Origin of the sequence: Stenotrophomonas sp. S41, from assembly GCF_016624625.1 — a bacterium.
GTDB lineage: Bacteria > Pseudomonadota > Gammaproteobacteria > Xanthomonadales > Xanthomonadaceae > Stenotrophomonas.
Genome location: NZ_JACVTV010000035.1, coordinates 1 through 23,076 on the forward strand (window position 1 = coordinate 1; position 23,076 = coordinate 23,076).

Annotated in this window: 17 protein-coding genes; 6 read left to right on the top strand and 11 right to left on the bottom strand. The window is 67.4% G+C overall.

Annotated elements, in window-relative coordinates; all coding sequences use genetic code 11:
• Positions 1–131: 131 nt before the first annotated feature.
• The gene (locus IAE56_RS09660; RefSeq protein WP_079222465.1) at positions 132–743 is read right to left on the bottom strand and encodes a superoxide dismutase; all 612 of its coding nucleotides are present in this window, start codon (positions 741–743) and stop codon (positions 132–134) included.
• A 224-nt stretch (positions 744–967) separates the two neighbouring features.
• Here IAE56_RS09660 and IAE56_RS09665 point away from each other — a divergent pair, with 224 nt between their 5' ends.
• Positions 968–1,429, top strand: coding sequence for a ribonuclease domain-containing protein (locus tag IAE56_RS09665; protein ID WP_200752386.1), 462 nt, complete (start codon positions 968–970; stop codon positions 1,427–1,429).
• Positions 1,426–1,839 carry a barstar family protein gene (locus tag IAE56_RS09670; RefSeq protein ID WP_108769331.1) on the top strand — a complete coding sequence of 138 codons (414 nt, stop codon included), beginning with the start codon at positions 1,426–1,428 and terminating at the stop codon, positions 1,837–1,839. The genes IAE56_RS09665 and IAE56_RS09670 overlap by 4 nt, the downstream gene beginning before the upstream one ends.
• A 90-nt stretch (positions 1,840–1,929) precedes the next feature.
• Here IAE56_RS09670 and IAE56_RS09675 read toward each other — a convergent pair whose 3' ends face one another.
• Both IAE56_RS09675 and IAE56_RS09680 read right to left on the bottom strand, forming a co-directional pair.
• Positions 1,930–3,693 carry a hypothetical protein gene (locus tag IAE56_RS09675; RefSeq protein ID WP_200752387.1) on the bottom strand — a complete coding sequence of 588 codons (1,764 nt, stop codon included), beginning with the start codon at positions 3,691–3,693 and terminating at the stop codon, positions 1,930–1,932.
• 10 nt (positions 3,694–3,703) lie between these two features.
• Positions 3,704–4,303 (bottom strand): NfuA family Fe-S biogenesis protein, encoded by a 600-nt coding sequence (locus IAE56_RS09680; protein WP_116864319.1) that lies wholly within the window; start codon positions 4,301–4,303, stop codon positions 3,704–3,706.
• Positions 4,304–4,393: 90 nt separating this feature from the next.
• Here IAE56_RS09680 and IAE56_RS09685 point away from each other — a divergent pair, with 90 nt between their 5' ends.
• The 3 genes from IAE56_RS09685 to zupT all read left to right on the top strand — a co-directional run bounded on the left by IAE56_RS09685 (position 4,394) and on the right by zupT (position 6,065).
• On the top strand, positions 4,394–4,744 hold the full coding sequence (locus tag IAE56_RS09685) for a 4a-hydroxytetrahydrobiopterin dehydratase (RefSeq protein WP_079222470.1): 351 nt from the start codon (positions 4,394–4,396) through the stop codon (positions 4,742–4,744).
• Positions 4,741–5,157, top strand: coding sequence for an energy transducer TonB (locus tag IAE56_RS09690; protein WP_164075433.1), 417 nt, complete (start codon positions 4,741–4,743; stop codon positions 5,155–5,157). The genes IAE56_RS09685 and IAE56_RS09690 overlap by 4 nt, the downstream gene beginning before the upstream one ends.
• 98 nt (positions 5,158–5,255) lie before the next feature.
• Positions 5,256–6,065, top strand: coding sequence for a zinc transporter ZupT (gene zupT, locus IAE56_RS09695; protein WP_108769335.1), 810 nt, complete (start codon positions 5,256–5,258; stop codon positions 6,063–6,065).
• Positions 6,066–6,219: 154 nt separating this feature from the next.
• Here the strand turns inward: zupT and IAE56_RS09700 are convergent, their stop codons facing one another.
• Positions 6,220–7,194 carry an RluA family pseudouridine synthase gene (locus IAE56_RS09700; protein WP_200752388.1) on the bottom strand — a complete coding sequence of 325 codons (975 nt, stop codon included), beginning with the start codon at positions 7,192–7,194 and terminating at the stop codon, positions 6,220–6,222.
• A gap of 407 nt (positions 7,195–7,601) precedes the next feature.
• Here IAE56_RS09700 and IAE56_RS09705 point away from each other — a divergent pair, with 407 nt between their 5' ends.
• A complete protein-coding gene (locus IAE56_RS09705; RefSeq protein ID WP_200752389.1) occupies positions 7,602–10,874 on the top strand; it encodes an Rne/Rng family ribonuclease in 3,273 nt (1,090 codons plus the stop codon).
• Between the two features lie 164 nt (positions 10,875–11,038).
• Here IAE56_RS09705 and IAE56_RS09710 read toward each other — a convergent pair whose 3' ends face one another.
• The 7 genes from IAE56_RS09710 to IAE56_RS09740 form a co-directional block, all read right to left on the bottom strand.
• Entirely contained in the window at positions 11,039–11,923 is an 885-nt protein-coding gene (locus IAE56_RS09710; RefSeq protein WP_200752390.1) for an endonuclease/exonuclease/phosphatase family protein, read from the bottom strand.
• Positions 11,924–11,925: 2 nt separating this feature from the next.
• Complete coding sequence (locus IAE56_RS09715) at positions 11,926–15,093, bottom strand: discoidin domain-containing protein (RefSeq protein WP_200752391.1); 3,168 nt, start codon at positions 15,091–15,093, stop codon at positions 11,926–11,928.
• Entirely contained in the window at positions 15,090–15,926 is an 837-nt protein-coding gene (locus IAE56_RS09720; RefSeq protein WP_079222477.1) for a carbohydrate ABC transporter permease, read from the bottom strand. Before IAE56_RS09720 ends, IAE56_RS09715 begins: the two co-directional genes overlap by 4 nt.
• Positions 15,923–16,804, bottom strand: coding sequence for a sugar ABC transporter permease (locus IAE56_RS09725; protein WP_116864325.1), 882 nt, complete (start codon positions 16,802–16,804; stop codon positions 15,923–15,925). The genes IAE56_RS09720 and IAE56_RS09725 overlap by 4 nt, the downstream gene beginning before the upstream one ends.
• Entirely contained in the window at positions 16,801–18,141 is a 1,341-nt protein-coding gene (locus IAE56_RS09730; RefSeq protein ID WP_200752392.1) for a sugar ABC transporter substrate-binding protein, read from the bottom strand. Before IAE56_RS09730 ends, IAE56_RS09725 begins: the two co-directional genes overlap by 4 nt.
• A gap of 4 nt (positions 18,142–18,145) precedes the next feature.
• A complete protein-coding gene (locus tag IAE56_RS09735; RefSeq protein ID WP_200752393.1) occupies positions 18,146–19,750 on the bottom strand; it encodes a glucoamylase family protein in 1,605 nt (534 codons plus the stop codon).
• A 248-nt stretch (positions 19,751–19,998) separates the two neighbouring features.
• Positions 19,999–23,058: a TonB-dependent receptor gene (locus IAE56_RS09740; RefSeq protein WP_200752394.1), complete on the bottom strand. Its 3,060-nt coding sequence runs from the start codon at positions 23,056–23,058 to the stop codon at positions 19,999–20,001.
• Positions 23,059–23,076 lie beyond the last annotated feature (18 nt).

A 23,076-nucleotide genomic window follows, 5' to 3' on the forward strand; every position in this document is an offset into this window, starting at 1 on the left:
CCCCCCGGCGGTGGCCCCCCGGGCCCCCCCCGGGGGCGGGCCGCGCGGGCCCCGCCCCGGCGGATGCGGTCGCACGACAACAAAAAGGCCGGGGTTTCCCCCGGCCTCTTCGTTTCAGCCTGTCACCGCACTCAGGCGATGGCTTCCTGGTAACGACGCTCGACTTCGTTCCAGTCGATGACGTTGAAGAACGCGCCGATGTATTCCGGGCGACGGTTCTGGTACTTCAGGTAGTAGGCGTGTTCCCACACGTCCAGGCCGAGGATCGGCGTGTTGCCTTCCATCAGCGGGCTGTCCTGGTTGCCGGTGCTCTCGACCACGACCTTCTTGTCCGGGGTCACGCTCAGCCAGGCCCAGCCGCTGCCGAAGCGGGTCAGCGCAGCCTTGGTGAAGGCGTCCTTGAACTTGTCGAAACCGCCCAGGTCCTTGTCGATGGCCTTGGCCACGTCACCGACCGGGTTGCCGCCGGCGTTGGGGGCCATCACGGTCCAGAACAGCGAGTGATTGGCATGGCCACCACCGTTGTTGCGCACCGGACCCTGCAGGTTCTCCGGCAGCGACTTCAGCTTCTTCACCAGCTCTTCGACCGGCAGGTCAGCGTACTCGGTGCCTTCCAGCGCCGCGTTGACGTTGTTGATATAGGTCTGGTGATGCTTGGTGTGATGGATTTCCATCGTTGCCGCATCGATGTTCGGTTCCAGAGCGTCGTAGGCGTAGGACAGCTTGGGCAGGGTGTAGGCCATGATGCATCTCCTGATAGCGAGGGCACCCGACGGCGTCGTCGGGCGGTGCGCGTTGAATGATGGGGACAGACCGCCAGATTACCAAGGGGGATGTAAAGGAAATTGCGTCCTGCGGGTGATTGCATTGGCAATTGTTACGCAGCAGTGACGCGGCCACCGCTCCTCATGCACGATGCAGCGCGCAGGCGCTACAGTGCACGCACTTCCCTCGCCCGCCACGGCCCATGCGCAATCCCCGGCTGTTGATCACCGCCATCGCCCTGCTGCTGCTTGGGCTGGTCGCCAACCATTTCCTGCAGCGGCCGCCGGCACCGCAGTTCGCGCCGGACCTGCAGGGCGCCAGCAACCGCAACGCGCCCGCCGTGCGCGCCGCCGGCAGCGACCGCAGTGATGGCCTGCCCGGCTTCCTGCCTGCCGAGGCGCGGCAGACCATCGCCCTCATCCAGCGCGGCGGCCCCTTCCCGCACCGCCAGGACGGCACCACCTTCGGCAACCGCGAGCAGCGCCTGCCGCAGCGGCCGCGCGGTTACTACCGTGAGTACACGGTCGATACGCCCGGTGCCTCCAACCGCGGCGCGCGCCGCATCATCACCGGCGGCGACCCGCCGCAGGCGTGGTACTACACCGACGATCACTACGATTCATTCCGCAGCTTCACCGTACCGGCCCCGGGAGAACGCCCATGAGCCACGACGATTTCGGCCTCGGCCTGCATGACATCAACAACGCTGGCGTCTATGCCATTGATACCGGCGACATCAGCGACCTGGCGGCGGCCATGCGCGATGCCTCTCTGAAGGTGATCCGCATCGACCTGCACGGCGTGACCGACAAGCGCACCCTGCTGGCGCGGCTGGCCGCGCAGCTGGATTTCCCAGCCGGCTTCGGCGGCAACTGGGATGCACTGGCCGACAACCTGCGCGACCTGCAGTGGCTGCCGGCACCGGGCTACGCCCTGTTCCTGGCCGATGTGGATGCGCTGCGCGCGGGCGCGGCGAAGGACTTCGACACGCTGCTGGACGTGATGGACGAAGCCAGCCGCGACTGGGTCGGGCGCGACGTGCCGTTCTGGGTGTTCCTCTCGCAGAGCGAGTGAGGACCTGATCCACGCATGGCGTGGATCTACTGGTAGCGCCGGGCCACGCCCGGCGAGCGCGCAGCGCGGCATGCGGCGGACAGTCCGCAGTTACCGGCTGCCGTTATCTTCCTGGAGTTCTTTCTTGAACGGGATGTCCGGTGGCGGTCGTGCCACCGCCGGCTGGTCCTGCATGTTCGGGTCGCTCAGGCCACAGCCACCACCGGCCTGCAGGATCGAGATCACGCAGGAGATCTTCGTGCTGGTACCCGGCAACGGAATCTCCATCGCCTTGACGCCCTTGCGCACCCATTCGGCCAGCAGCGATTCCTGCGGCACCCAGTACTTGTCGAACGAGGTCGGCGTGTAGTCGTACGGCGGCCGCTTCAGCCAGCGGCCCGACTCGGCGATGCGTTCCTTGGTCCAGCCATCGTTGGCCCCACCCGGCGCGCCGCGCTCGGCAGCACCCTTGCCTTCCTGGCCGGGCACCTTGACGCTGCCGTCGGCATTGAACAGCCCCTGCCCCGCGCCCTGCGAGCTGGCCTGCGCCGCACCGCTGCGCGCACCGTCGCGGTTGCGATCCGAGGCACCCCAGTCGTCGCCCTTGGCCGGCGTGGCCCAGTTGCCCGGCGTCGGCGCGGGACGCGCACCGGCCTGTGCCGGCGTCGCCGCGCTGGCGGCCGGGCGTGATGCACTCGCGGTGGACGGACTGGCCGCGCTGCCCGCCGGTGCCGGCGCAGGTGTACTGCTGGCACCACTGGCGGGAGACGGCGCCGCGAACGGCGCGTTGGCCACGCTGCGTTCGCGCACCTGCACGTCACGGCCGGTCGGCGCGCGCACGCTGGGTTCGCGCCCAGGCACGGCCGCCATCCGCACCTGCGGGTCGACCACCGCCTGCACTTCGCGCTCGCGAACCTGCACCTCGCGCTGCTGCGGCAGGCGCACCTGCACCTCGGCGCTGCGCAGCGGTTGCGGCGCCACCGGTGCTTCCACCGTGGCGACCTCGCGCTCCTGTACCTGTACCTCGCGCACCGCAGGGGCAGGCACGGCCAGCTGCGGCGTGCGCACCTGCATCGGCACGGCAGGCGCCTGCACCGTCTGCACGCTGAGCTCGCGCACGGCGGGCGTGCTGTCACGCGGCACGATGTTCACTTCGGTGCGCGGCACGCTGACCGGCGGCACCACGAAATCGGTGGTCGCCTCGGCCACTGCGGTGGCCTGCACCGGTGTCGGCGGAGGCGCAGCCTGCGGTGCGGGCTCGCTCTGCGCCGGCGGTGGCGGCGTCACTGCGGCACTGCTCGCCTGGGCAGGTGCGGCTGCAGCAGGCGCGGCCGGTTGCGGACGCGGCGCGCTGGCCTCGCCCGCCGGCTGGCCACTGGCCACCGCACCGGCTTCGGCAGCAGCGGCCGCCTCGGCGCCGGGCTGGTCGCCGCCGCCTTCCTGCGCGCCGCGCCCGACAAATTCAATCTGCACGCGCTCGCCTTCGGCACCGGCGTCGTCCGGCGCGGTGGTGCGGATCACCGCCACCCACAGCAGCAACAGGAAGAACAGCAGGTGCAGCAGCGCGCTGACCACCGCCGAGGTCCAGCGCATCCAGCGCTGGTCACGCGGGGCCGGTTCCCATCCCTGCCACAGCAGGCGCCGCGCCGCGCCCCACGGGCCCAAGGCCGGCAGCAGCCCGGGCCGTCCGGGCAATGGCCGTGGCAGCAGCACCGCGATCACATCGCTGGCATGGAACGGCCGCGCGATCGGTTTCAGCGAGCGCAGCCAGATCGCCCAGCCATACGGCAGGCGCGTGCGCTTTTCGAGGATGAGGGGGTGCTGCTGGCGCGCCAGCAGCAGATCGATCAGTTGCTCGGCTCTGGGCAGAGGCACGTGTTGGCGATCAGGCGGCGTTGCCGCGGGGGATGTACGGCGCGTGGCCGCTGTCATGGTCGGTCGCGTCGCGCACGGCGGTCACGCCCGGCACACGGCCCATCAGGGTCTTTTCGATGCCCTGCTTGAGCGTGACGTCGGCCATGCCACACCCTTGGCAGCCGCCGCCGAAGCGCAGCAGCACCACGCCATCGGCCGAGACTTCCTGCACGGCGACCTTGCCGCCATGCGAAGCGAGCTGCGGGTTGACTTCGTTTTCCACCACCCAGTGCACGCGCTCGACCAGCGAGGCGGCCTCGCCGGGCGCTTCGCCCTTGATGCGCGGGGCCTTGATGGTCAGCTGCTGGGTGCCGGCGGTGCCGGGAACGATGTCGATCTCGGCACCGTCGAGCCAGCCCACGCTGAGCGCGTCGACATAGAGGGTGAAGCCATCGCAGTCCACGGCCCACTCGTCACCGAGCAGGTCGCTGGGTTCGGCGAACTCCAGGCGGGCGTCTGCGCGCGGCGTGCCGGGATCGACGGCGCTCAGGCGCACGCCCATGCCGGGCACGCCCTCGCGTTCGATCAGCTTGCGGAAGTGGGTCTGGGCAGTGTCGGAGATCTGGATCATCAGGCTATTCTAGCCAAGTCAGCGCCGGTCGCTCATTCGGTTTATACACCGGCCGGCGCATTGTTCAGTCAATTCGAGGTGGAGGAACCCATGTCCGACCTGATTCCGCTGGCACAGGCGCGTTGCGTGCCGCGCAAGGGCAGCGACCACAAGCTGGGCGAAGCGCGCCTGGCCGAACTGCTGCCGCAGGTGCCGGGCTGGGAACTGGCCGAGGCCGGCCAGGCGCTGGTGCGCACGTTCCGCTTCAAGGATTACTACGCCACCATGGCCTTCGTGAACGCGCTGGCCTGGATCGCCCACCACGAGGACCACCACCCGGACCTGGGCGTGCACTACGACCGCGCCGTCGTGCGCTACTCCACCCACGACGTGGGCGGGCTGAGCGAGAACGACTTCATCTGCGCGGCCAAGACCTCGGCCCTGACGGAGCACGTGAAATGAATGTTCGACTGCTGAGCCTGTCCCTGCTCGCCGCCACCGGCCTGGCCGGCTGCGGTTCGTCCGAGCCGCCGGCACCGCCGGCCGCGCCGCCCACCGAGGTGGCCGCGGTGAAGACCCCGCCGCCGCAGTACCCGATGGAGCTGGCCTGCACCGGCGTGGGCGGCACCAGCACCTTCAAGGTCACCATCGGCACCGATGGCCGCCCCAGCGAGGTTCTGCTGCTGACCGGCGCCGGCAACCCGCAGCTGGATGACCTGGCCAAGACCGCCGTCCAGGCATGGGAGTTCAAGGCCGCCACCCGCAATGGCCAGGCCGTGCCCGCCACCATCCAGGTGCCGGTCAGCTTCAACCCGCCGCAGCCGAAGCCGGACCAGTGCTTCGCCGTTGAAGAGCGGATGCGCCGCGGCGGCTGAAGGCCGACGTAGCGACCAGGCCAGCCGACGCCCGCCTTGCCCCCGCCGCCCCGGCCTGACCCGGGGCGGCTGCTGAACGATCAGGAACGCGTCGGTAAATGCTGCAGATCTCCCCGGAAAACTTCTGGATCGCGCTCGCGGTCACCCTCGCCGCTGGCCTGGCGACGGCCATCGGCAGCCTGCTGGTCCTGTTCTCGCGCCGCCCGAGCCCGCGCCTGCTGGCGTTCGGCCTGGCGTTTGCCGGCGGCGCGATGGTGTATGTCTCGCTGTCGGAAATCCTGAACAAATCGATCGAATCGTTCGCCCTGGCCTACGGCGCGCGCGGCGGCTTCACCTGGGGAACCATCGCCTTCCTGCTGGGCGTGCTGGCGATCGTGGCCATCGACCATCTGATCCCGAACCCGCACGAGACGCTGGATTCGAAGGAACCGGCGTTCCGCGACAACAGCAAGGCCTACATCAAGCGCGTCGGCCTGCTGACGGCGGTGGCGATCACCGCGCACAACTTCCCGGAAGGCCTGGCCACCTTCTTCGCGACGGTGGAAAGCCCGTCGGTGGGCATGCCACTGGCCTTCGCCATCGCCATCCACAACATCCCCGAAGGCATCGCCATCGCGGTGCCGGTGTACTTCGCCACCCAGAGCAAGCTGCACGCCTTCATGGCCAGCCTGCTGTCGGGCCTGGCCGAGCCGGTGGGCGCGGTGCTCGGCTATTTCCTGCTGAAGGGCTCGCTGTCGCACGCCACGTTCGGCTGGGTGTTCGGGCTGATTGCCGGGGTGATGGTGTTCCTGGCGCTGGATGAGCTGCTGCCGGCGGCCAAGCGCTATGCCAAGGGCCACGAGACCGTGTACGGGCTGGTGGCGGGCATGGGCACGCTGGCGATCAGCCTGGTGCTGTTCAAGTGGTGAGTGGCCCCGAAAGGCGCATCCACGCGTGGCGTGGATCTACCGACCCCAGGTAGCGTCAGGCCATGCCCGGCAGTAGAGTCGAGCTTGCTCGACTGGCTTTCCGCGGCGCCCGGCCGAAGAGCAGTCGAGCACGGCTCGACTCTACAAGGACTGCTTACCCGAGGCGGTCGAGCGCTTCCACCAGCTCGTCGGCCAGCGGTGCGTTCAGCACGTACGGGGTCTTGCCGGCGTCCAGCGCGAACTCCAGCGAGGCCGCGTGCAGGAACAGGCGCTTCAGCCCGATCTGCTCACGAAGCCGCTTGTTGACTGCCGGATCGCCGTATTTGTCGTCACCGGCCACCGGATGACCCAGATGCTGGGCATGCACTCGGATCTGGTGGGTACGGCCGGTCTCGATGCGCACTTCGCAGTACGAATGGCCGCCCTTGCGCTCCAGCACCCGGAAGTGGCTGATCGATTCCTTGCCGATCGCGTTGACCTGCACGTGGCGCTCGCCGCCCTGGCGCAGGCCGACGTGCAGCGGCGCGTCGACCGTCATCACGCCGTCGGGCATGCGGCCGGCCAGCAGGGTCAGGTAGCGCTTGCGGATGCCGGCGCCGTGGTCTTCACGCAGCAGCGCCTGCAGCTCGCTCAGCGCCGAACGCTTCTTGGCCACGATCAGCAGGCCCGAGGTGTCGCGATCCAACCGGTGGACCAGCTCCAGGGTCTGCCCCGGGCGCAGGGCACGCAAGGTCTCGATGGCGCCGAAGCTGATGCCGCTGCCGCCGTGGCTGGCCACGCCGGTCGGCTTGTTCAGGGCCAGCAGGCGCGCATCTTCGAAGACGATGGCCTGCTCCAGCCGGCGCATGAAGGACTCGGGCGGACCCGCTTTGTCTCCTTCCTCGGTGAGACGAACCGGCGGCACACGCACCTCGTCGCCCGCCTCCAGCTTGCGTTCGGCCTTGGCGCGGCCGCCATTCACGCGGACCTGGCCGCTGCGCACCAGCTTGTAGACCAGGCTGCGCGGGGCGCCCTTGAGCTGGCCCAGCAGGAAATTGTCCAGGCGCTGGCCTGCACGGTCCTCGGGAACGGTGATCATGCGCACGGAAGGCTTGTCGCCAGCGGGCTTGGTGGGGTCTGAGGCAGTCATCTGGCTGTTTATTCTGTTACACTCGGGGGGCGAGATAAGGGATTGATTTTGTTGGAAGTTACTCAGGGCCAGAAGCCCAGCTTCCGACGAATCCGGCACAGTGCGCGACCACCGCCCGCGGGGCGGCCATGTTAGCGGCTCACCGGCCTTCCCGGCCATCGCCGGATGCCTGACACGCAACCGTGCTGAACATGTCCCGTGTGGCGCTCCAGCCTGGCTGACAGCTGCCTCCGGCCCTGTAACACCCCAAAACCAGAAAAGTGAAGCGCTCCCGCGGCCTGCCGTGGTGTCGTAGCGCTGGAAACCCAAGCCGCCCTCCCCGCGCATGCGCGAATGGGCGGTGAACCGTGTCCAGAGGCGAAACCCCATGGCGTTCCGCGCGGTAGCCGCTTGCGAGGAACGCAACAATGAAGCGAATGCTGATCAACGCCACGCAGGCCGAAGAGCTGCGTGTTGCCATCGTCGATGGCCAGTCGTTGTATGACATCGATATCGAGCAGCCGGCGAAGGAACAGAAGAAGTCCAACATCTACAAGGGCCGGATCTTCCGCATCGAGCCCTCGCTGGAAGCGGCCTTCGTCGAATACGGTGGTGGCCGCCATGGCTTCCTGCCGCTGAAGGAAATTTCCCGCGACTACTTCCAGGCCGGCGTCGACCACAACAAGGCCGGCATCCGCGAGCTGCTGAAGGAAGGCCAGGAAATCGTCGTCCAAGTGGACAAGGAAGAGCGTGGCAACAAGGGCGCCGCCCTGACCACGTTCATCTCCCTCGCCGGCCGTTACATGGTGCTGATGCCGAACTCGCCGAGCGCGGGCGGTGTCTCCCGTCGCATCGAAGGCGAAGACCGGGCCGCCCTGAAGGACGCCCTGGACAAGCTGAACATCCCCGACGACATGGGCGTGATCATCCGCACCGCCGGCGTCGGCCGCGATGCCGAAGAGCTGCAGTGGGATCTGGACTACCTGCTTAACGTCTGGCGCGCCATCGCCGAAGCTGCCCTGAGCAAGCCGGCCCCGTTCCTGATCTACCAGGAATCGCGCCTGATCGTGCGCGCCCTGCGTGACTACCTGCGCGCCGACATCGGCGAGATCCTGGTGGACACCGAGGAGATGTACGAGCACGCACGCGAGTTCATGCAGCAGGTGATGCCGCAGACCCTGCGCAAGCTCAAGCATTACAAGGACGACATCCCGCTGTTCAACCGCTTCCAGATCGAATCGCAGATCGAAGGCGCCTACGAGCGCAACGTGCGCCTGCCGTCGGGCGGCTCGATCGTGGTCGACCAGACCGAAGCGCTGACCGCCGTCGACGTCAACTCCTCGCGCGCCACCAAGGGCAGCGACATCGAGGACACCGCCTTCCAGACCAACCTGGAAGCGGCCGAGGAAGTGGCCCGCCAGCTGCGCCTGCGCGACCTGGGCGGCCTGGTGGTCATCGACTTCATCGACATGGCCTCCAACAAGCACCAGCGTGAAGTCGAGAACCGCCTGGCCAACGCGCTGAAGTACGACCGCGCGCGCGTCCAGGTCGGCCGCATCTCGCGCTTCGGCCTGCTCGAAATGAGCCGCCAGCGCCTGCGCCCGAGCCTGGGTGAATCCAGCCAGATCGTCTGCCCCCGTTGTGACGGCCACGGCCGCATGCGCAGCGTCGAGTCGCTGTCGCTGTCGATCATCCGCGTCGCCGAAGAGCATGCGATGAAGGAGAACACCGGGCAGGTGCTGGTCCAGGCCCCGGTGGAGATCGCCAATTACCTGCTGAACGAGAAGCGCAGCGCCCTGCGCGAGATCGAGCAGCGCCACGAAGCGCCGATCGTGATCGTCGCCGACGAGCAGCTGCACACCCCGCACTACAACGTGACCCGCCTGCGCGAGAACGAGCTGGGTGAAGACAGCAACAAGCCGAGCTACCAGCGTGGCACCCCGCGCAAGCTGCCGGTGCACGCCCTGACCAAGGGCCAGCTGAACATCCCGCCGCCGGCCGTGACCCAGGTCAAGCACACCGCACCGGCCCCGGTGCGTGCCGAAGCCGAACCGGTGGCCGCTCCGGCCCCGGCACCGGTCGCCGCTGCCCCGGCACCGGCCGCCAGTGGCGGCGTGGTTGGCTGGCTGAAGCGCATCTTCGGTGGCGAGTCCGCTCCGGCCCCCGCTCCGGCCCCGGCTGCCCGCCAGCCGCAGCAGGATGGCGGCCGCAAGGACCGCAACAGGGATCGCAACAAGGACCGCAAGGACCGTCGCGACGACAGCCGTGGCAACGGCGGCAACGGCGGCAACGGCAATGCGCAGCAGCAGAAGGACGGCGGCAACCGCAAGGACCGCGGTGAGCAGCGCAAGGACGGCCGCCAGGGCGGCAACAACAACGGCAATGCCCAGCAGCAGCCGCAGCAGGGCAAGCAGAAGGACGCCCAGCAGAAGGACGGCCAGCAGCCGCAGCAGCAGAAGCAGCCGCGCAACGAGCAGCAGGGCCAGAACCCGCAGCAGCAGCCGAAGCTGAAGCAGCCGAAGCAGCCGCGTCCGCAGCAGGACGGCGAGAAGCCGGCCGAGAAGCCGCAGCGCGCCGCCGCCGAAGCACCGGTCGATACCGCAACCGCGGCTGCCGCCGTGGCCGCGACCGTCGTCGCCGCCAACGCAGTGACCGCGCAGGAAGGCACTGCACCGGCCGCTCCGGTGGCACCGGCTGCACCGGTCGCCGCCGTGGTGGCGACTGATGCTGCACCGGTGGCCGATGCCAGCGTTGACGCAGGCACTGACGCCGACGCGGTTGCCGTGTCCGGCGAAGATGCTGCGACCGATGCCGCAGGCGAACAGGCCGGCGAAGGCGCGACCCGCCGCCGTCGTGGCCGTCGCGGTGGCCGTCGTCGCCGCCGTGGTGGCGCCGAGAATGCCGCCGGTACCGATGCCCTGGGCGATGACCAGGACGACGGTGACGAAGCCGATGACAACGACAGCGCTGACCAGGCTGCCGACACTGCCGCCGAGGCCGCGCCGGTCGCCGCCGCGCAGCCGTCGCGCTCGCAGCCAGAATTCGATTTCGATGACGAAGTCGAGCCGGTGGCCGTGGAAGCTGAGAAGCCCGCCCGTGCACCGGTCGCCGTTGCCGCTGCCGCCCCGGTGGTTGCCGTGAGCAGCGCCGTGGTCGAAGCAGTCGCTCCTTCGCAGGAAGCCGCAGCTCCGGCACCGGTCATCAAGGCCGAGCCGGCCCAGCAGCCGGTGCAGACCAGCATGCTGGACCAGATCGACGCTGCAACCCCGGCCCAGCCGGAAGCTCCGGTGGCCCCGGTGGCCGCGCCGGCACCGGTGGTCGTCGAAGCCGCTCCGGTGGTGGACGTGGCTCCGGTCGTCGAAGCCAAGCCGGTGATTGCTGAAGCTGCCCCGGTGGTTGAAGCCGCTCCGGTCGTGGCCGAGGTCGCTCCGGTTGTTGAAGCCGCTCCGGTGGTGGAAGCGAAGCCGGTCGTCGAGGCCGCCCCGGTGGTCGAAACCGCACCGGTCGTCGAGCAGCCGGCCGCGCCGGTGGCTGTGGAAGCCGCGCCGGTCGAAGCTGCCGCACCGGTGGCCGAAGCCGTGGTGACGCCGTCGATCGACCCGGTGGCCGATGGCCATGCCGATTCGGCCAGCCAGGCCGCGGATGCCCAGGCATCGGACGAAGACGAAGAAGCCACCAAGCGCACGCCGCCGGCAAACTGATCGTTCTTTGATCGCGTAAAACGAAACGGCGGGGATCGATGATCCCCGCCGTTTCTGTTTGTGCGTCTGCCGCCGCGTTGGTGGATGCCACCTTAATTCAATGCATGCGGACACGCCCGTGCCAATCAAGCTTGGCACCTGCCAGAGCGTGAAACCCTGCGGCGTCAGCGTGCCGGGGCGAACTGCAGGCGGGTCCAGACCCCGTAATGGTCCGACGCCCAGCGACCGCTGTCGTCGGGCTGGTCGAACAGAATCTTCGCTTCGCGCGCGACCATCCGGTCCTGCTGGAAGAAGATGTGGTCGATGCGCGACGGCGCCTGGTAATAGTGCCGGTTCAACGTACTCACACCGGCCAGATCGGTGTTCACGTGCACGCTGCCGTAGCTGTCGCCGTAGTGGCTGCGCAGCTCGCTCAGGTCGCCCGCATCCACCAGCGCGTTGAAGTCACCGGCAATCACCACCGGCGCACCGGCCGAGGTTTCGCTGATGTAACGCAGCAGGTCTTCCACCTGGCTGCGGCGGATGCCCTGGCCGCGCTCATCGCTGCGCTCGTTCAGATGCGTGGCATAGACGTTCACCGGCTGCCCATCCACGTCGATGCGCAGGTGGGCCACGGTGCGGTAGTCATCCAGCGGCTGCAGCAGGTGCTCGCCGTGGGCCAGGATCGGGCGCCGGGTCAGCAGGGCGTTGCCATAGCGCTTGGGCGCACCCACCGGATCGGTGGAAACGAAAACGTACTTGTAGCCGAGCTGGCTGGCCAGCCACTGTGCCTGGTTGCGCACGTTGCGGCGCTGGATCACTTCCTGCAGGGCGATGGCATCGGGCTGCAGGCGCTTGAGCTCAGCGACGATCGTGCGCCGCCGGGTCGGCCAGTCCTCGCGGTCATGGTGCAGGTTGAAGGTCACCATGCCCATGCCGGGCGCGGCCGATACCTCCGCAACGGCAGATTCACTCGACTGCTGCGCCATAACCAACCCCGGCAACGCCAATGCGATTGCCAGCCCCAGGGCGCGCAGTGCCACGCGCGCCCTCCCCTGCTTCAACGCCATGCTTACTGCCCCTTGCGTTCTGCGCGGCGCACCGCGCTTGGCACGTCGATCTCGATCCGCGCCGGCAGCTGGTGCACGCGCAGTTCGCGGTTGCTCCATTCGGCCGGCTCGCCATTGACGGTGGCCGCACCCGGTTCGCCGCTGTACGGCCACGGCAGCACGACGCCACCTGGCGGCGGCACCAGGCCCGGCTGCAGGTCCAGCACCAGATGCTTGTCACTGCGCTGCAGGCGGTAGTTCAGCTGGCCCTGCGGCGTGCGCAGGCCCTGTACGGCGATGCCATCCCCTTGGAACCAGGCGGTGGGAATGCCGGCAGCCAGCACCAGCGCCTCATCGGCGTCGCGGTTGTAGGCGAACATGTCCAGCGCCGAGCGGACGAAGTCAGACGCCACCCAGGCATGCGGCAGATCACCGACGAAGAACGGCTTGCGCGGCGTGCGCGAGACCACTTCGGCCCACTGGTTCCAGGCCTGCGGCGCGCGGTCCTTGAAGAAGAACTGGGTGGCCTGCCAGGCACGGTCGCGCCAGCCCAGGCGCACGAAGGCCGCCACGTTGCGCCACTCGTACGGCGTGTAATCCTTCCATTCGCGCTTGCCATCGCGGCGTGCGACGAACTCGGTCCAGTAGCGCTCGAAGGTCGCCTCCAGCGCTTCCTGCGGCAACCGACCCTGCTCACCACCCGGCGCCAGCGCGATGGTGGTGGAGGTGGCATCGAAGTCACCCAGCTCGGCCGAACCGGGCAGGTAATCGATCCTGTGCTGCTGCATGGCCGACAGCAGCGAGGCCTGCAGGTCGTCGCGGAACTGGTCGCGCGACTCGCTGATCTGCATGGCTTCGAGCTTGCCCAGCTGGGCGGCCACCTGCGCGGCATCCTTGTAGCCGCGCAGCGCCCAGAAGTTGTCCCAGTACGAGTGCATCGGCTTGGCCGAATAGCCTTCGTGGCTGATCGAGGCCGGCATCATCCCGTAGAAGGCCGGATTGCGCGCGCGGTTCTCTTCGGTGCGCTCGCTCGCGCGCAGCTGCTCCATGTAGCTGTAGGCGCCCTGCACATGCGGCCACATCAGCTCCAGGAAGGTGCCGTCGCCGGTGTAGCGCCAGTACTCGGCGATGTTGTAGATCAGCTCGCCGTGGCTGTCGTTCTCCGGCACCGGGTCGCTGCCGCGGGAATCGACGCAGCACGGCACCTTGCCGTTCTCGAACTGGAACGGCGCATACCAGGTCACGTAATCGCGCACGGCATCGCTGCGGCCCATGCGCAGCAGGCCTTCGGAAATCATCGCGCCATCGCGGATCCAGCTGCGCGCATACGAACGGGTGCCCGGCTGCAGGCGCGGGCCGACACGCGAGATCAGCATGTGCGCCACCGCGGTCCGCAGGGTCTCCACCAGCGGCTGGCCCGCTGCCGGCACCTGCAGGCTGACCACGCCCAGCTTGTCGCGCCACATCGCCGCGACCTGCTGCTGCGCCTTGGCCACGTCCAGCGCCTGCGGCTTCCAGCCGCCGGTCTGCGGCAGCACCACGGCCACCTCGCGGCTCTGCCCCGGTTCGAGCTTGATCGTGTACAGCAGGGCGCCAGAGGCCAGGCCCGTGGAATCCTTCACCGCCGTGGTCGCCGGGAACTTGCCCGAGGCCAGGTGCATCGCATCGAGCTTGCCATCGAACGTGGTGGCGAAGCGTGCGTCCGGAGCCTGCAGCGGGTAGATGCGCGGCTCGCCGTTCACCCGTACCAGCTGGTCGCCGACGTCCAGCGCTTCGATGCGGCTGAAGCCGCCGGTGGTGTTGAGGAACTGGGTCGGCGGGTTGACCTGCCAGGGGCGGATCGCCAGCGCCAGGGTGTATTCGTGGGCGACCTTGTCCGGGTTGCTCAGGCGGTAGCGGCCGATCAGCTGGGCGCGGTCGGGCGTGCCCTGCACGAAGCTGGTCACCGACAGGCCGGCCTTCTCATGCACCCAGTCGACCGTGGCGATGGGCAGGTAACGGTCCTGCAGCGACTGCGTGGCGGCCACGCTGGACCAGTCCAGCAGCTTGCCGTCCAGGCGGATGAACGGTTCGATGCTGAAGCTGCCCTTGGCCGGCTCCAGCGCACCATCCTCGCTGATGAGGGCCTGTTCCTGGCCGCCATCGAGGCCAAGCAGGGTCCAGTACGGCTGCTCGCCGACGTAGGCACGCGGCAGCGCACCGCGCGGCAGGTCGGCGGCGACCGAGGACAGGAAGGCATTGTGCGTGGCCGCGAACGCCAGCGGCTTCAGCGCGATATCGCGGATGCCGTAGCGCCAGTTCGGTCCGTCTTCCAGGTCGAAGCGCACGTAACGCGCATCGGTATCGGGCAGCGCCAGCCAGTCACGACCGCCACCGCCACCGGTGACCTCGCGCACGGTGCGCCAGTCACGGCCGTCCTCGGAGGTGCGCACGACGTAACGGGTCGCCTCCAGGTTGGGCAGCCAGTCGATCACCGCGCCGCCGATCTCGCGGCTCTTGTGCAGGTCCAGGCTGATGGTCTGCTGCTTGACCCCGCCGCTGACCCAGAACGTATCGCTCTTGCCGTCGATCATGCGGTCCTGCAGCGCGGTGGCCGTATCGGCGATCACCGACGGCATCAGCGCCGAATCGTCCTGCGGCGGCAGGCCCTGCAGGGTCAGCTTGTCGAAGCACACGGTGCCGCGGCCACCGACCTTGCTGTAGATGGTGAACTCGACCGCGGCGCTGCGCGCCATCTCCTTTTCGGCCGACGGGCCCCAGGCCTTGTCGATCTGCCGGCGGCGGTATTCCACCGGCGTCCAGGCCTTGTTGAAGCTGTAGCCGGGGCGGTTGACCCACCAGACGTTGTCGCCGCTGGCATCGATCAGCTTGAACTGCAGGTCGTTGCGCGGGGAATCACCGCGCAGCTGGAACCCGAACCGGTAATTGGCCGGGTATTCGATGTTCAGCGCGCGGCGGATGCCCACATAGCCGGAGACTTTGTGGAAGTCGTAGTCCAGGCACAGCGCGCGGCCGCCGCTGGCGCCGCTGACCGGCCGCAGCGAACCGCTGACCTGGTCGGACAGCACCAGCTTCCACGCGCTGATGTCGTCGAAGTCATCCAGCACCTTGGGCGCCGGCAGCGCCGGTGGTGCGGCGATCGCCAGGGAGGTCCACAACAGGCCCAATCCAACGGCGATCGCTCGCTTCATCCCTTGACGCTCCCCAGCAACAGACCTTGGATGTAGTACCGCTGCAGGACCAGGAACAGGGCCAGCACCGGAACCACGGTGACCACCGCGCCGGCCATCATCATTTCCACGTCCATGATGTGCTCGCGCGAGAGGGTGGCCAGCGCCACCGGCAGAGTGTAGTGCTCCTGGTCGGTCAAGACGATCAGCGGCCACATGAAATCGTTCCACGCGCCCATGAACGTAAAGATCGCCAGGGTCACCAGCACCGGCTTGAGCATCGGCAGCACGATCTGGAAGAAGATGCGCAGCTCCCCTGCCCCGTCGATGCGGGCCGCCTCCAGCAGCTCGTCCGGGATGGAACGGGCGTACTGGCGCACCAGGAAGATGCCGAACACGCTGGCCAGCGCCGGCACGATCACGCCGCCGAAGCTGTTGACCAGGCCCAGCTGCTTCATCAGCAGGAACAGCGGCAGCATCGCCACCTGCGCCGGGATCACCAGCGCAGCCATCAGCACCTGGAACAGGCGCTCGCGGCCGACGAAGTTCAGCTTGGCGAACGCGTAGCCGGCCATGGTGTTGAGCAGCAGCGAACCGAAGGTGATCGCCACCGACACCAGCAGGCTGTTGGCGAAGTTGCCGCCCATGCCGGTGCGCGCGAACAGCTCGGTGTAGTTGTGGGTGGTGACGTGCGAGGGCAGCAGCGGAGGCGGGAAATGGGTCGCCTCACCCTGCGGCATGAACGACACCGAGAGCATCCACAACAGCGGAGCAAGGCTGACCAGGGCCAGCACCAGCAACGCGCCATTGATCATCCACGGGTGCCAGCGCGACTGGCCGATCTCACGACTCATACCAACTGCCTCTTGCGGCCGAAACGCAGCATCACGGTGGTCACCGCCAGGATGATCAGGAACAGCAGGAACGCCACGGCAGAGGCGCGTCCCAGGTTCCACCACTTGAAGCCTTCCTCGAACATGAAATACAGCACGCTGACGGTGCTCTGCAGTGGGTCGCCGCGGGTCATGACGTACGGTTCGGCGAACAGCTGGAAGTAGCCGGACACGGTAATGACGCCGACCACCAGCAGCACCGGGCCGAGCATCGGCAGGGTGATGTGCAGGAACTGCTTCCAGCGCGAGGCGCCGTCGATGCGCGCGGCCTCGTACAGGTCATGCGGGATGGCCTGCAGGCCAGCCAGGAAGATCACCATGTTGTAGCCGAAGTTCTTCCACACGGCGAACAGCATGATGGTGGGCATCGCCCAGTTGGGGTCGCCCAGCCAGTCGATCGGGCTGATGCCGATGTGGCCCAGGCCGTAGTTCACCAGGCCATAGCTGGTATGGAACAGGTAGCGCCAGATCACCGCCACCGCCACCAGGGTGGTCACCACCGGGGCGAACAGCGCGGTGCGGAACAGCGCCTTGAAGCGGGCGGCCGGCGCATTGAGCAGCATTGCCGCGCCCAGCGACACGCTGATCGACAGCGGGACGCCGATCACCACGAAATACGTGGTGTTCCACAGCGATTTCCAGAACATCGGCGTCTGCAGCAGGTCGATGTAGTTGCCCAGCCCGACGAAGCGCAGGTTGGCGCCGTCAGCCAGCGCGTACAGGTCGAAGTCGGTCACGCTCAGAGCGAGCGCCGAGGCGACCGGCAGGCCGAAGAACACGCCCAGCACGATCAGCGAGGGGCCGGCGAAGATCCAGCCGGCGAGGGACGAACGTTTCATTGCGGGCTCCCGGCCGCGACTGCACTGGTCGAGCCCGAAGGGGCATCGCTGCGCTGCAGGCGTTGTTGTTCATGCATCCAGCGGCGCTTGGCCAGCACCTTGTCCACGCGCTGGTCCAGCTCTTCCACGGCCTTGTCCTGCGGCATGCCGCCACGCACCACCTTTTCGGTGACGATGCGCATTTCCTGCACGATCCGCTCCCACTCGAGCACCTTCGGCGTCGGCTTGACGCGCTCCAGCTGGTCACGGAACGCGGCGGCCAGCGGATCGTTGGCCAGCGACGGGGCGTTCCAGGTGCTGCGACGCGGCGGCAGGTCACCGATGATGGAATGGAAACGGGCCTGGATTTCCGGGCGCGACAGGAACTCGATCAGCTTCCAAGACGCTTCCTTCTGCTGCGACTTGCGGAAGATCACCAGGCTGGTGCCACCGGCGATGCCGGCGCCCGGACCGTCCGGGCCCGGCAGGGCGGCGGTGCCCCACTTCCCTTCCAGTTCCTTGGGCTGCAGCTTCTTGAACTCGCGGATGTTCCAGGGGCCGGAGATGTAGAACACGTTGAAGCCGCGGAAGAATTCATCCCAGACGTTGGAGATCTGCGTCTCGGACATCTTCGGCGCCCAGCCCTGCTCGAACATGTTGCCGTAGAAGGCCAGGGTGCGACGGAAGCCGGGGCTGGAGAAGTTGCCGCGGGTGTCGTCGTCGCGCAGCAGCGGATCGGGCTGCTGCAGGGCCAGCGACAGCTGCTGCTCGAACTCGTTGATCGGCATCAGCACCGCATAGCGGTTCGGGCCCTGCATCTTCTTGATCGCGGCCATCTGCTCGTCCCACTCCGCCCAGGTACGCGGCGGATGGTCGAAGCCGGCCTGCGCCAGCAGGTCCTTGCGGTAGTAGATCAGGCGGGTATCGACGTACCACGGCACGCCCACCAGCTCGCCGTGGATCACGTTGGTATCCCAGATGCCCTGGAAATAATCCTGCGGATCGACGACGGACGAGTGCTGCACGAACGGCTGCAGCGGGGTCAGCGCGTTGAGCTCGGCGAACTCGGGCACCCAGGTGTTGCCGAGCTGGCAGACATCGGGCAGGCCGTCGGCGGCGAACGCGGTCAGCAGTTTCTCGTGTGCGGCCGTCCAGGGAATGTTCTGCACATCCACCTTGATGCCGGGGTTCTCGGCCTCGAATTCGTGGATGAGTTCGCTGACCACTTCGGCCTCGCGGCCCATGGCCCAGAAGCGGACCGTGGTGGTGCCCTGCTCGGTGCGCGCGCAGCCGGCCATGGCCAGTGCGGCCATCGCAGGCAGGGCCCAGCGTCGCAGGCGGTCAATCCAGTCGTGCACCTTGTTACTTCCCCTGGCCTGTGTTGCGGTTGGCATTGTTCTTCTGTTCCTGCGCGGCAGCCGCGCGTGATTCTGCGATACCGACCGCGCGTGCGGCCGCGGCCTTCTCATCCTTCTCCAGCACCAGCGGCTGGAACGACCCTTCCGGGGCCAGCCAGCCACCGCTGAAACCGGCCCGTTCCAGGCCCTTGCGGATGTAGGGATTCTTCTTCATCACTTCCCAGACGAAGTCGTTGCGGTAGTTGGCGATCATCGTCAGGATCGGGCCCTGGTCGATGGCGATGTAATCGCTGGCCACCCAGCCGCGGTCCGGCACCATGCGGCCGGTCTTGATCGGGATGTCGTAGTTGAAGCTCGGGTTGAACGAATCCAGGAAGCCGTAGCTGGAATAGATGTAGTCGCCGTAGCGCTTGTGCATCTCCAGCGTGGCCGGGATCACTTCCTCGGGCGCGAACACGATCGAGGAGATCGCCGCGGTCGGGGCGATGGTGCCGTCATCGAAGTTCTCGCGCAGGCCGGCGCCGCGCGAGGAGTAATGGCGGAACTGGCGCTGCTCGCCACGGTATTCCTGGGTGGTGTTCTGCGGGCCATCGCTGGCGGTCAGGCCCCACACGTTCTCGCCGTAGTCCTTCCACTGCATCGGGTTGGCGATGGCGTACTCGCGGTGCGCCAGCGCGGCCGAGCGGCTGTTGAGGAAGTAGGTGCTGCCACGCTCGCGCATGTAGGCATCCTGGATGTCGCGGAAGTCGATCCAGACATGGCTGTACTGGTGGCCGAACAGCGGGCCGAAGGACAGGTATTCCTGGCCCTGGTAGACGCCCCAGTCGTTGTCATAGGTGCGCGTCCACACCGTCCACGCATCCGGGCTGACCGGGTGGCTGGGCGAGCCCAGGGCGAGGATGTAGACCATCATCGCCTCGTTGTAGCCCATCCAGTCGTGGTCGATGAAGCCGCTCTCGGGGAACCAGCCCATCGAGATCAGCGGCGCACGCTGCTGCAGCCACGGCCAGTCGACCTGCTTGTACAGCTGGTCGGCGATCTGCCGGATCTCCTTCTCGCGCGAGTCCTCGCCGTCGTAGTACGACTGGGCGAACAGCACGCCCATCATCAGCAGCGCGGTATCCACCGAGGAAAGCTCGACCCAGCTGTCGTAGCGGCGGCCTTCCTGCATGTCCAGGAAGTGGTAATAGAAGCCCTTGTAGCCAGCCTTGCCGGTGCGCTGCGGGCCCATCGGCACGTCGCGGAAGAACTTCAGCGTGGTCAGGGTGCGGTCGATTGCCTGGTTGCGGCTGACCCAGCCGTTCTCGATCCCGATCGGGTACGCGGTCAGGGCGAAGCCGACCGAGGCGATGCTGGCGAACGGACGCGACGGGTAGCGGTCCGGCGTCAGGCCGTTGAGTTCGTTGGTGGTGTCCCAGAAGAACTGGAACGTGCGGCGCTCGATGTCATCGAACAGCGGCGGCAGTTCCGGCTTCATCGGCCGCGGCGGTGCGTCGGCCTCCAGCAGGATCACCGGCGGCTTGGGCTTGGCAGGCTCCTGCTGGGCCGGTTTGCAGGCGGCGATGGCCAGGGTCATCGCAGCGGCGGTCAACAGGTGGCGTGCCTGCATGGCGCGGTTCCTCCGGAGAGCTGATCGATGGGAAAGCATAACGTCCAATGGCCTGAAATCGTTTACAAACCGAACTCTTAAAAAACCACGAAACGTGGCCGGAGAACTGCTGCCATTGTCCAGTCCCCTGCCCCGTCATCGCAACGGTGCAGGGGGCTGGACAATGGACCGGCCCGGGGGCCGGCCATTGCCAGGTCCCGATGCCAGCGGCGGACCACTGGCATCGGGGTGTTGCGGTACATCACTGCTTAGAAGCGGAAGCCGACTTCGGCCTTGACCTGGCGCGGAGTACCGATGATGTCGCCGGTCTCGTTGTAGCTGGCCTGCAGCTTGCCGTTGGTCTTGATGTAGTTGTAGGTGGAGAAGTTGTCGAAGTTGAACACGTTGATGATGTCGATACGCGCGTACATCTCGGTGTCGCCCGGCATCTTGAACGTCTTCGTCGCCTGCAGGTCGACCGAACGGTAGCCGAAGATCTTGCCGCCCAGCAGGAACTTGCCGTTGGCGTTCGGCACGGCAGCCTGCGGGGTCGGCAGGTTGTAGCCACTGGCCTGCGGGATCGGGTACCAGTCGTTGACGGCGGTCGGGGTGGCCAGGGTGATCTTGCCACCGAAGGTGATGCCCCAGAAGCCAGCGTACGAACCGGTCACCACCAGGCGGTGACGCGGTGCACCGTTGGAACGGATGGTCGGGTAATCCTCGATCAGGCCGCGGTCGAAGGCGTACTTCTCATTGATGTCGCGGTTGTGGCGCGCGGTCGTCCAGGTGTAGGCGATCGAGGTACCCCAGCCGCTTTCCTTGGTGAACGGCTTCTGCGCCGACAGCAGGACCTGGGTCGCACGGGTCTTGATGCCCTGCTGGCCGATGATCAGGCTGCCGAAGCCCGGCACGTTGCAGCTCCAGGCCTGGCTCAGGCCCGGTTCGGTGCCGCCGCACAGGCGCGGGTCATCGAAGAACTGGCCGGTCGGGTAACGGTTGCCCAGGGTGAAGGCGAAGCCGTCGTAGCTCAACGTGCGGGCGATGGTGGCGTCGGTCAGCCAGTCACCGATCTGGTTGCTCATGCCCAGGCTGAACTGATCCGAGTACGGGGCCTTCAGGTTGTTGTTGAGCAGGTCGACTTCCAGGCCGGCATTGCTGGTCGAACCGACCAGGGCCTGCAGGTTGCCGATGCCGTTGAGCAGGTTCGGGTTCCAGTCATAGCAGGCGGCCTGGCCGTTGATGCAGGTGCCGGTAGCCGGGTTGCGGAAGTAGATGGTCGGCTGCGGCAGGGCCAGCTTGGTGGTTTCCAGCTGCAGGTTGTCGAACAGGTCGCGGTCGTACGAACGGCCGGCACCACCGTGGATCACGTGCTGCTCGTCGGCGTTGATGTCATACGAGAAGCCCAGGCGCGGCTGCCAGGCATCCTTGAACGCCTTGCGGTTGTGGCCGTTGCTGATGTAGTTGCTGATGTCCAGGCCGCCCAGCGCCAGCGAATCGGCGTAGGTCTGGCCGGCGGGGGCGCGCGGGTCCTGCGAGTAGATCGCATCGACCACGGCCTGCGGAGTCACGAAGTCCAGGTACGCCGGGGTCTTTTCATAATCCCAGCGCAGGCCGAGGTTGACCTGCAGGTGGTCGTTGACCTGCCAGTCGTCCTGGATGAACACGCCGTACTGCTTGGACTTCGAACGCACTTCACCGGACACGCCGTCCACGCCGGTCACCGGCTTGACGAACTGCGCCTTGTAGGGGATGGAGTCCGGGAAGTCCGGATCGCCCAGGCTGTAGGTGAAGGTCGGGTTGATCTGCGCCGCATCGGAGGCGTACAGGTCGATGGCCTTGTACTTCACGCCCATCTTGATGGTGTGGTCGCCAGCCCACTGGATGCCGTCCAGGGTCAGGTTGTCTTCGATCGACCAGCCCTTCTGGCCCTTCACCTGCGAATCCAGTGCCGAGGCGCCACCGATCTTCACCACGGTGCGGTCTTCAGTGCCGTCCGGTGCGGTGTAGGTGATGCCGTTGGCCAGGGTCAGCGGGGTCGGGTTGTTGAACGAATCTTCGTGGGTGACCATCATTTCGTTGTAGAAACGCTCGCCGCTGTGGTTCCAGCGCAGGGCGTAACGACGGTCGGTGTTGACCACTTCACGGCCGGCTTCCGGCGAGGTCTGGCCACTGAACTGCGACTGGGTTTCGTCGCGGTCCTGGAAGGTCAGCTCGATGCGGTCGTTGTCGGTCGGCTCGAAGTCGACCTTACCGAAGATCAGGTCCTGCTGGAACGGCTGGCTGGCCGGGCCGAGGCCCGCGGCACCGGCGGCCGGCAGCAGGCTGGCAGCGCTGGTGACGGCGCCGTCGGGCGCGATGGTGACCGGCAGGTCGAAGCGCTTGGCTTCGTAGGTCACGAAGAAGTGCGCCTTGTCCTGGATGATCGGGCCGCCCAGGGCGAAGCCGTATTCCTTCTCGGCCGAGACCATCTTGTCCTTGCCGCCCTGGCGCTCGGCCGGGGTCTTGGCGCGCATGTCTTCGTCGGTGTAGCGGTAGAACGCCTCACCCTTGAATTCATTGGTACCGGACTTGGTCGCAGCGGTCACTGCCGCGCTCGACACCTGGCCGTATTCGGCCTTGTAGTTGCCGCTGATGACCTTGTATTCGCCGATCGCCAGCTGCGGGAACGGGTTGCCGGCGCTGCCGGACTGGCCGGCCACGCCGCCGCCCTTGACGTAGCTCTTCTGGCCCACGCCATCGATGTAGACGTTGGTGCCGTCGGAGTTGGTCGCACCGCCGCGCAGCGAGGTGTTGCCCTTGGCATCACGGGTGAAGATCAGGCCCGGCACCGCGTCGGCGAACTCCAGGAAGTTGCGCGACACCTGCGGGGTGGTCTGGATCTGCTGCAGGCTGACGGTCTTGCCGACTTCGGAGGTGCGCACTTCCTGCAGCAGGGTCGGCGCAACGACGTTGACGGTGTCCAGGTTGGTCGCGGCGCTGCCACCCGACGTACCGCCGGCGGCGGCCTCGCTGAAGTTCAGCGTGGAGGTCGAGGCGACGGTGACGGTGACCTTCTGGGTCTGGCCGTTGGCAGCCACGTCATAGGTGCCCGGATCCAGGCCCATCAGCGAATAGGTGCCATCGGCGCGCACGGTGCCACGACGGACGGTGCCGGTGGCAACGTTGGTCGCGGTGACTTCCGAACCGGCCTGGGCGCCGGCCACCTGGCCGCGCAGGCTGGCGTTGGCCGACTGCGCCATGACGTTCGGGGCGGCAGCCAGCATCAGGCAGCTGACCAGTGCGGTGCTCAGCAGCCGGCGGGCCGGCATGCGGATCGTGGAATGCATCATCAACTCAATCTCCGGGTG

Bases quoted from the DNA above. Each gene is read 5' to 3' on its own strand.
- IAE56_RS09660 (WP_079222465.1), bottom strand. From the start codon at position 743: ATGGCCTACACCCTGCCCAAGCTGTCCTACGCCTACGACGCTCTGGAA.
- IAE56_RS09665 (WP_200752386.1), top strand. From the start codon at position 968: ATGCGCAATCCCCGGCTGTTGATCACCGCCATCGCCCTGCTGCTGCTT.
- IAE56_RS09670 (WP_108769331.1), top strand. From the start codon at position 1,426: ATGAGCCACGACGATTTCGGCCTCGGCCTGCATGACATCAACAACGCT.
- IAE56_RS09680 (WP_116864319.1), bottom strand. From the start codon at position 4,303: ATGATCCAGATCTCCGACACTGCCCAGACCCACTTCCGCAAGCTGATC.
- IAE56_RS09685 (WP_079222470.1), top strand. From the start codon at position 4,394: ATGTCCGACCTGATTCCGCTGGCACAGGCGCGTTGCGTGCCGCGCAAG.
- IAE56_RS09690 (WP_164075433.1), top strand. From the start codon at position 4,741: ATGAATGTTCGACTGCTGAGCCTGTCCCTGCTCGCCGCCACCGGCCTG.
- zupT (WP_108769335.1), top strand. From the start codon at position 5,256: ATGCTGCAGATCTCCCCGGAAAACTTCTGGATCGCGCTCGCGGTCACC.
- IAE56_RS09700 (WP_200752388.1), bottom strand. From the start codon at position 7,194: ATGACTGCCTCAGACCCCACCAAGCCCGCTGGCGACAAGCCTTCCGTG.
- IAE56_RS09705 (WP_200752389.1), top strand. From the start codon at position 7,602: ATGAAGCGAATGCTGATCAACGCCACGCAGGCCGAAGAGCTGCGTGTT.
- IAE56_RS09710 (WP_200752390.1), bottom strand. From the start codon at position 11,923: ATGGCGTTGAAGCAGGGGAGGGCGCGCGTGGCACTGCGCGCCCTGGGG.
- IAE56_RS09715 (WP_200752391.1), bottom strand. From the start codon at position 15,093: ATGAAGCGAGCGATCGCCGTTGGATTGGGCCTGTTGTGGACCTCCCTG.
- IAE56_RS09720 (WP_079222477.1), bottom strand. From the start codon at position 15,926: ATGAGTCGTGAGATCGGCCAGTCGCGCTGGCACCCGTGGATGATCAAT.
- IAE56_RS09725 (WP_116864325.1), bottom strand. From the start codon at position 16,804: ATGAAACGTTCGTCCCTCGCCGGCTGGATCTTCGCCGGCCCCTCGCTG.
- IAE56_RS09735 (WP_200752393.1), bottom strand. From the start codon at position 19,750: ATGCAGGCACGCCACCTGTTGACCGCCGCTGCGATGACCCTGGCCATC.
- IAE56_RS09740 (WP_200752394.1), bottom strand. From the start codon at position 23,058: ATGATGCATTCCACGATCCGCATGCCGGCCCGCCGGCTGCTGAGCACC.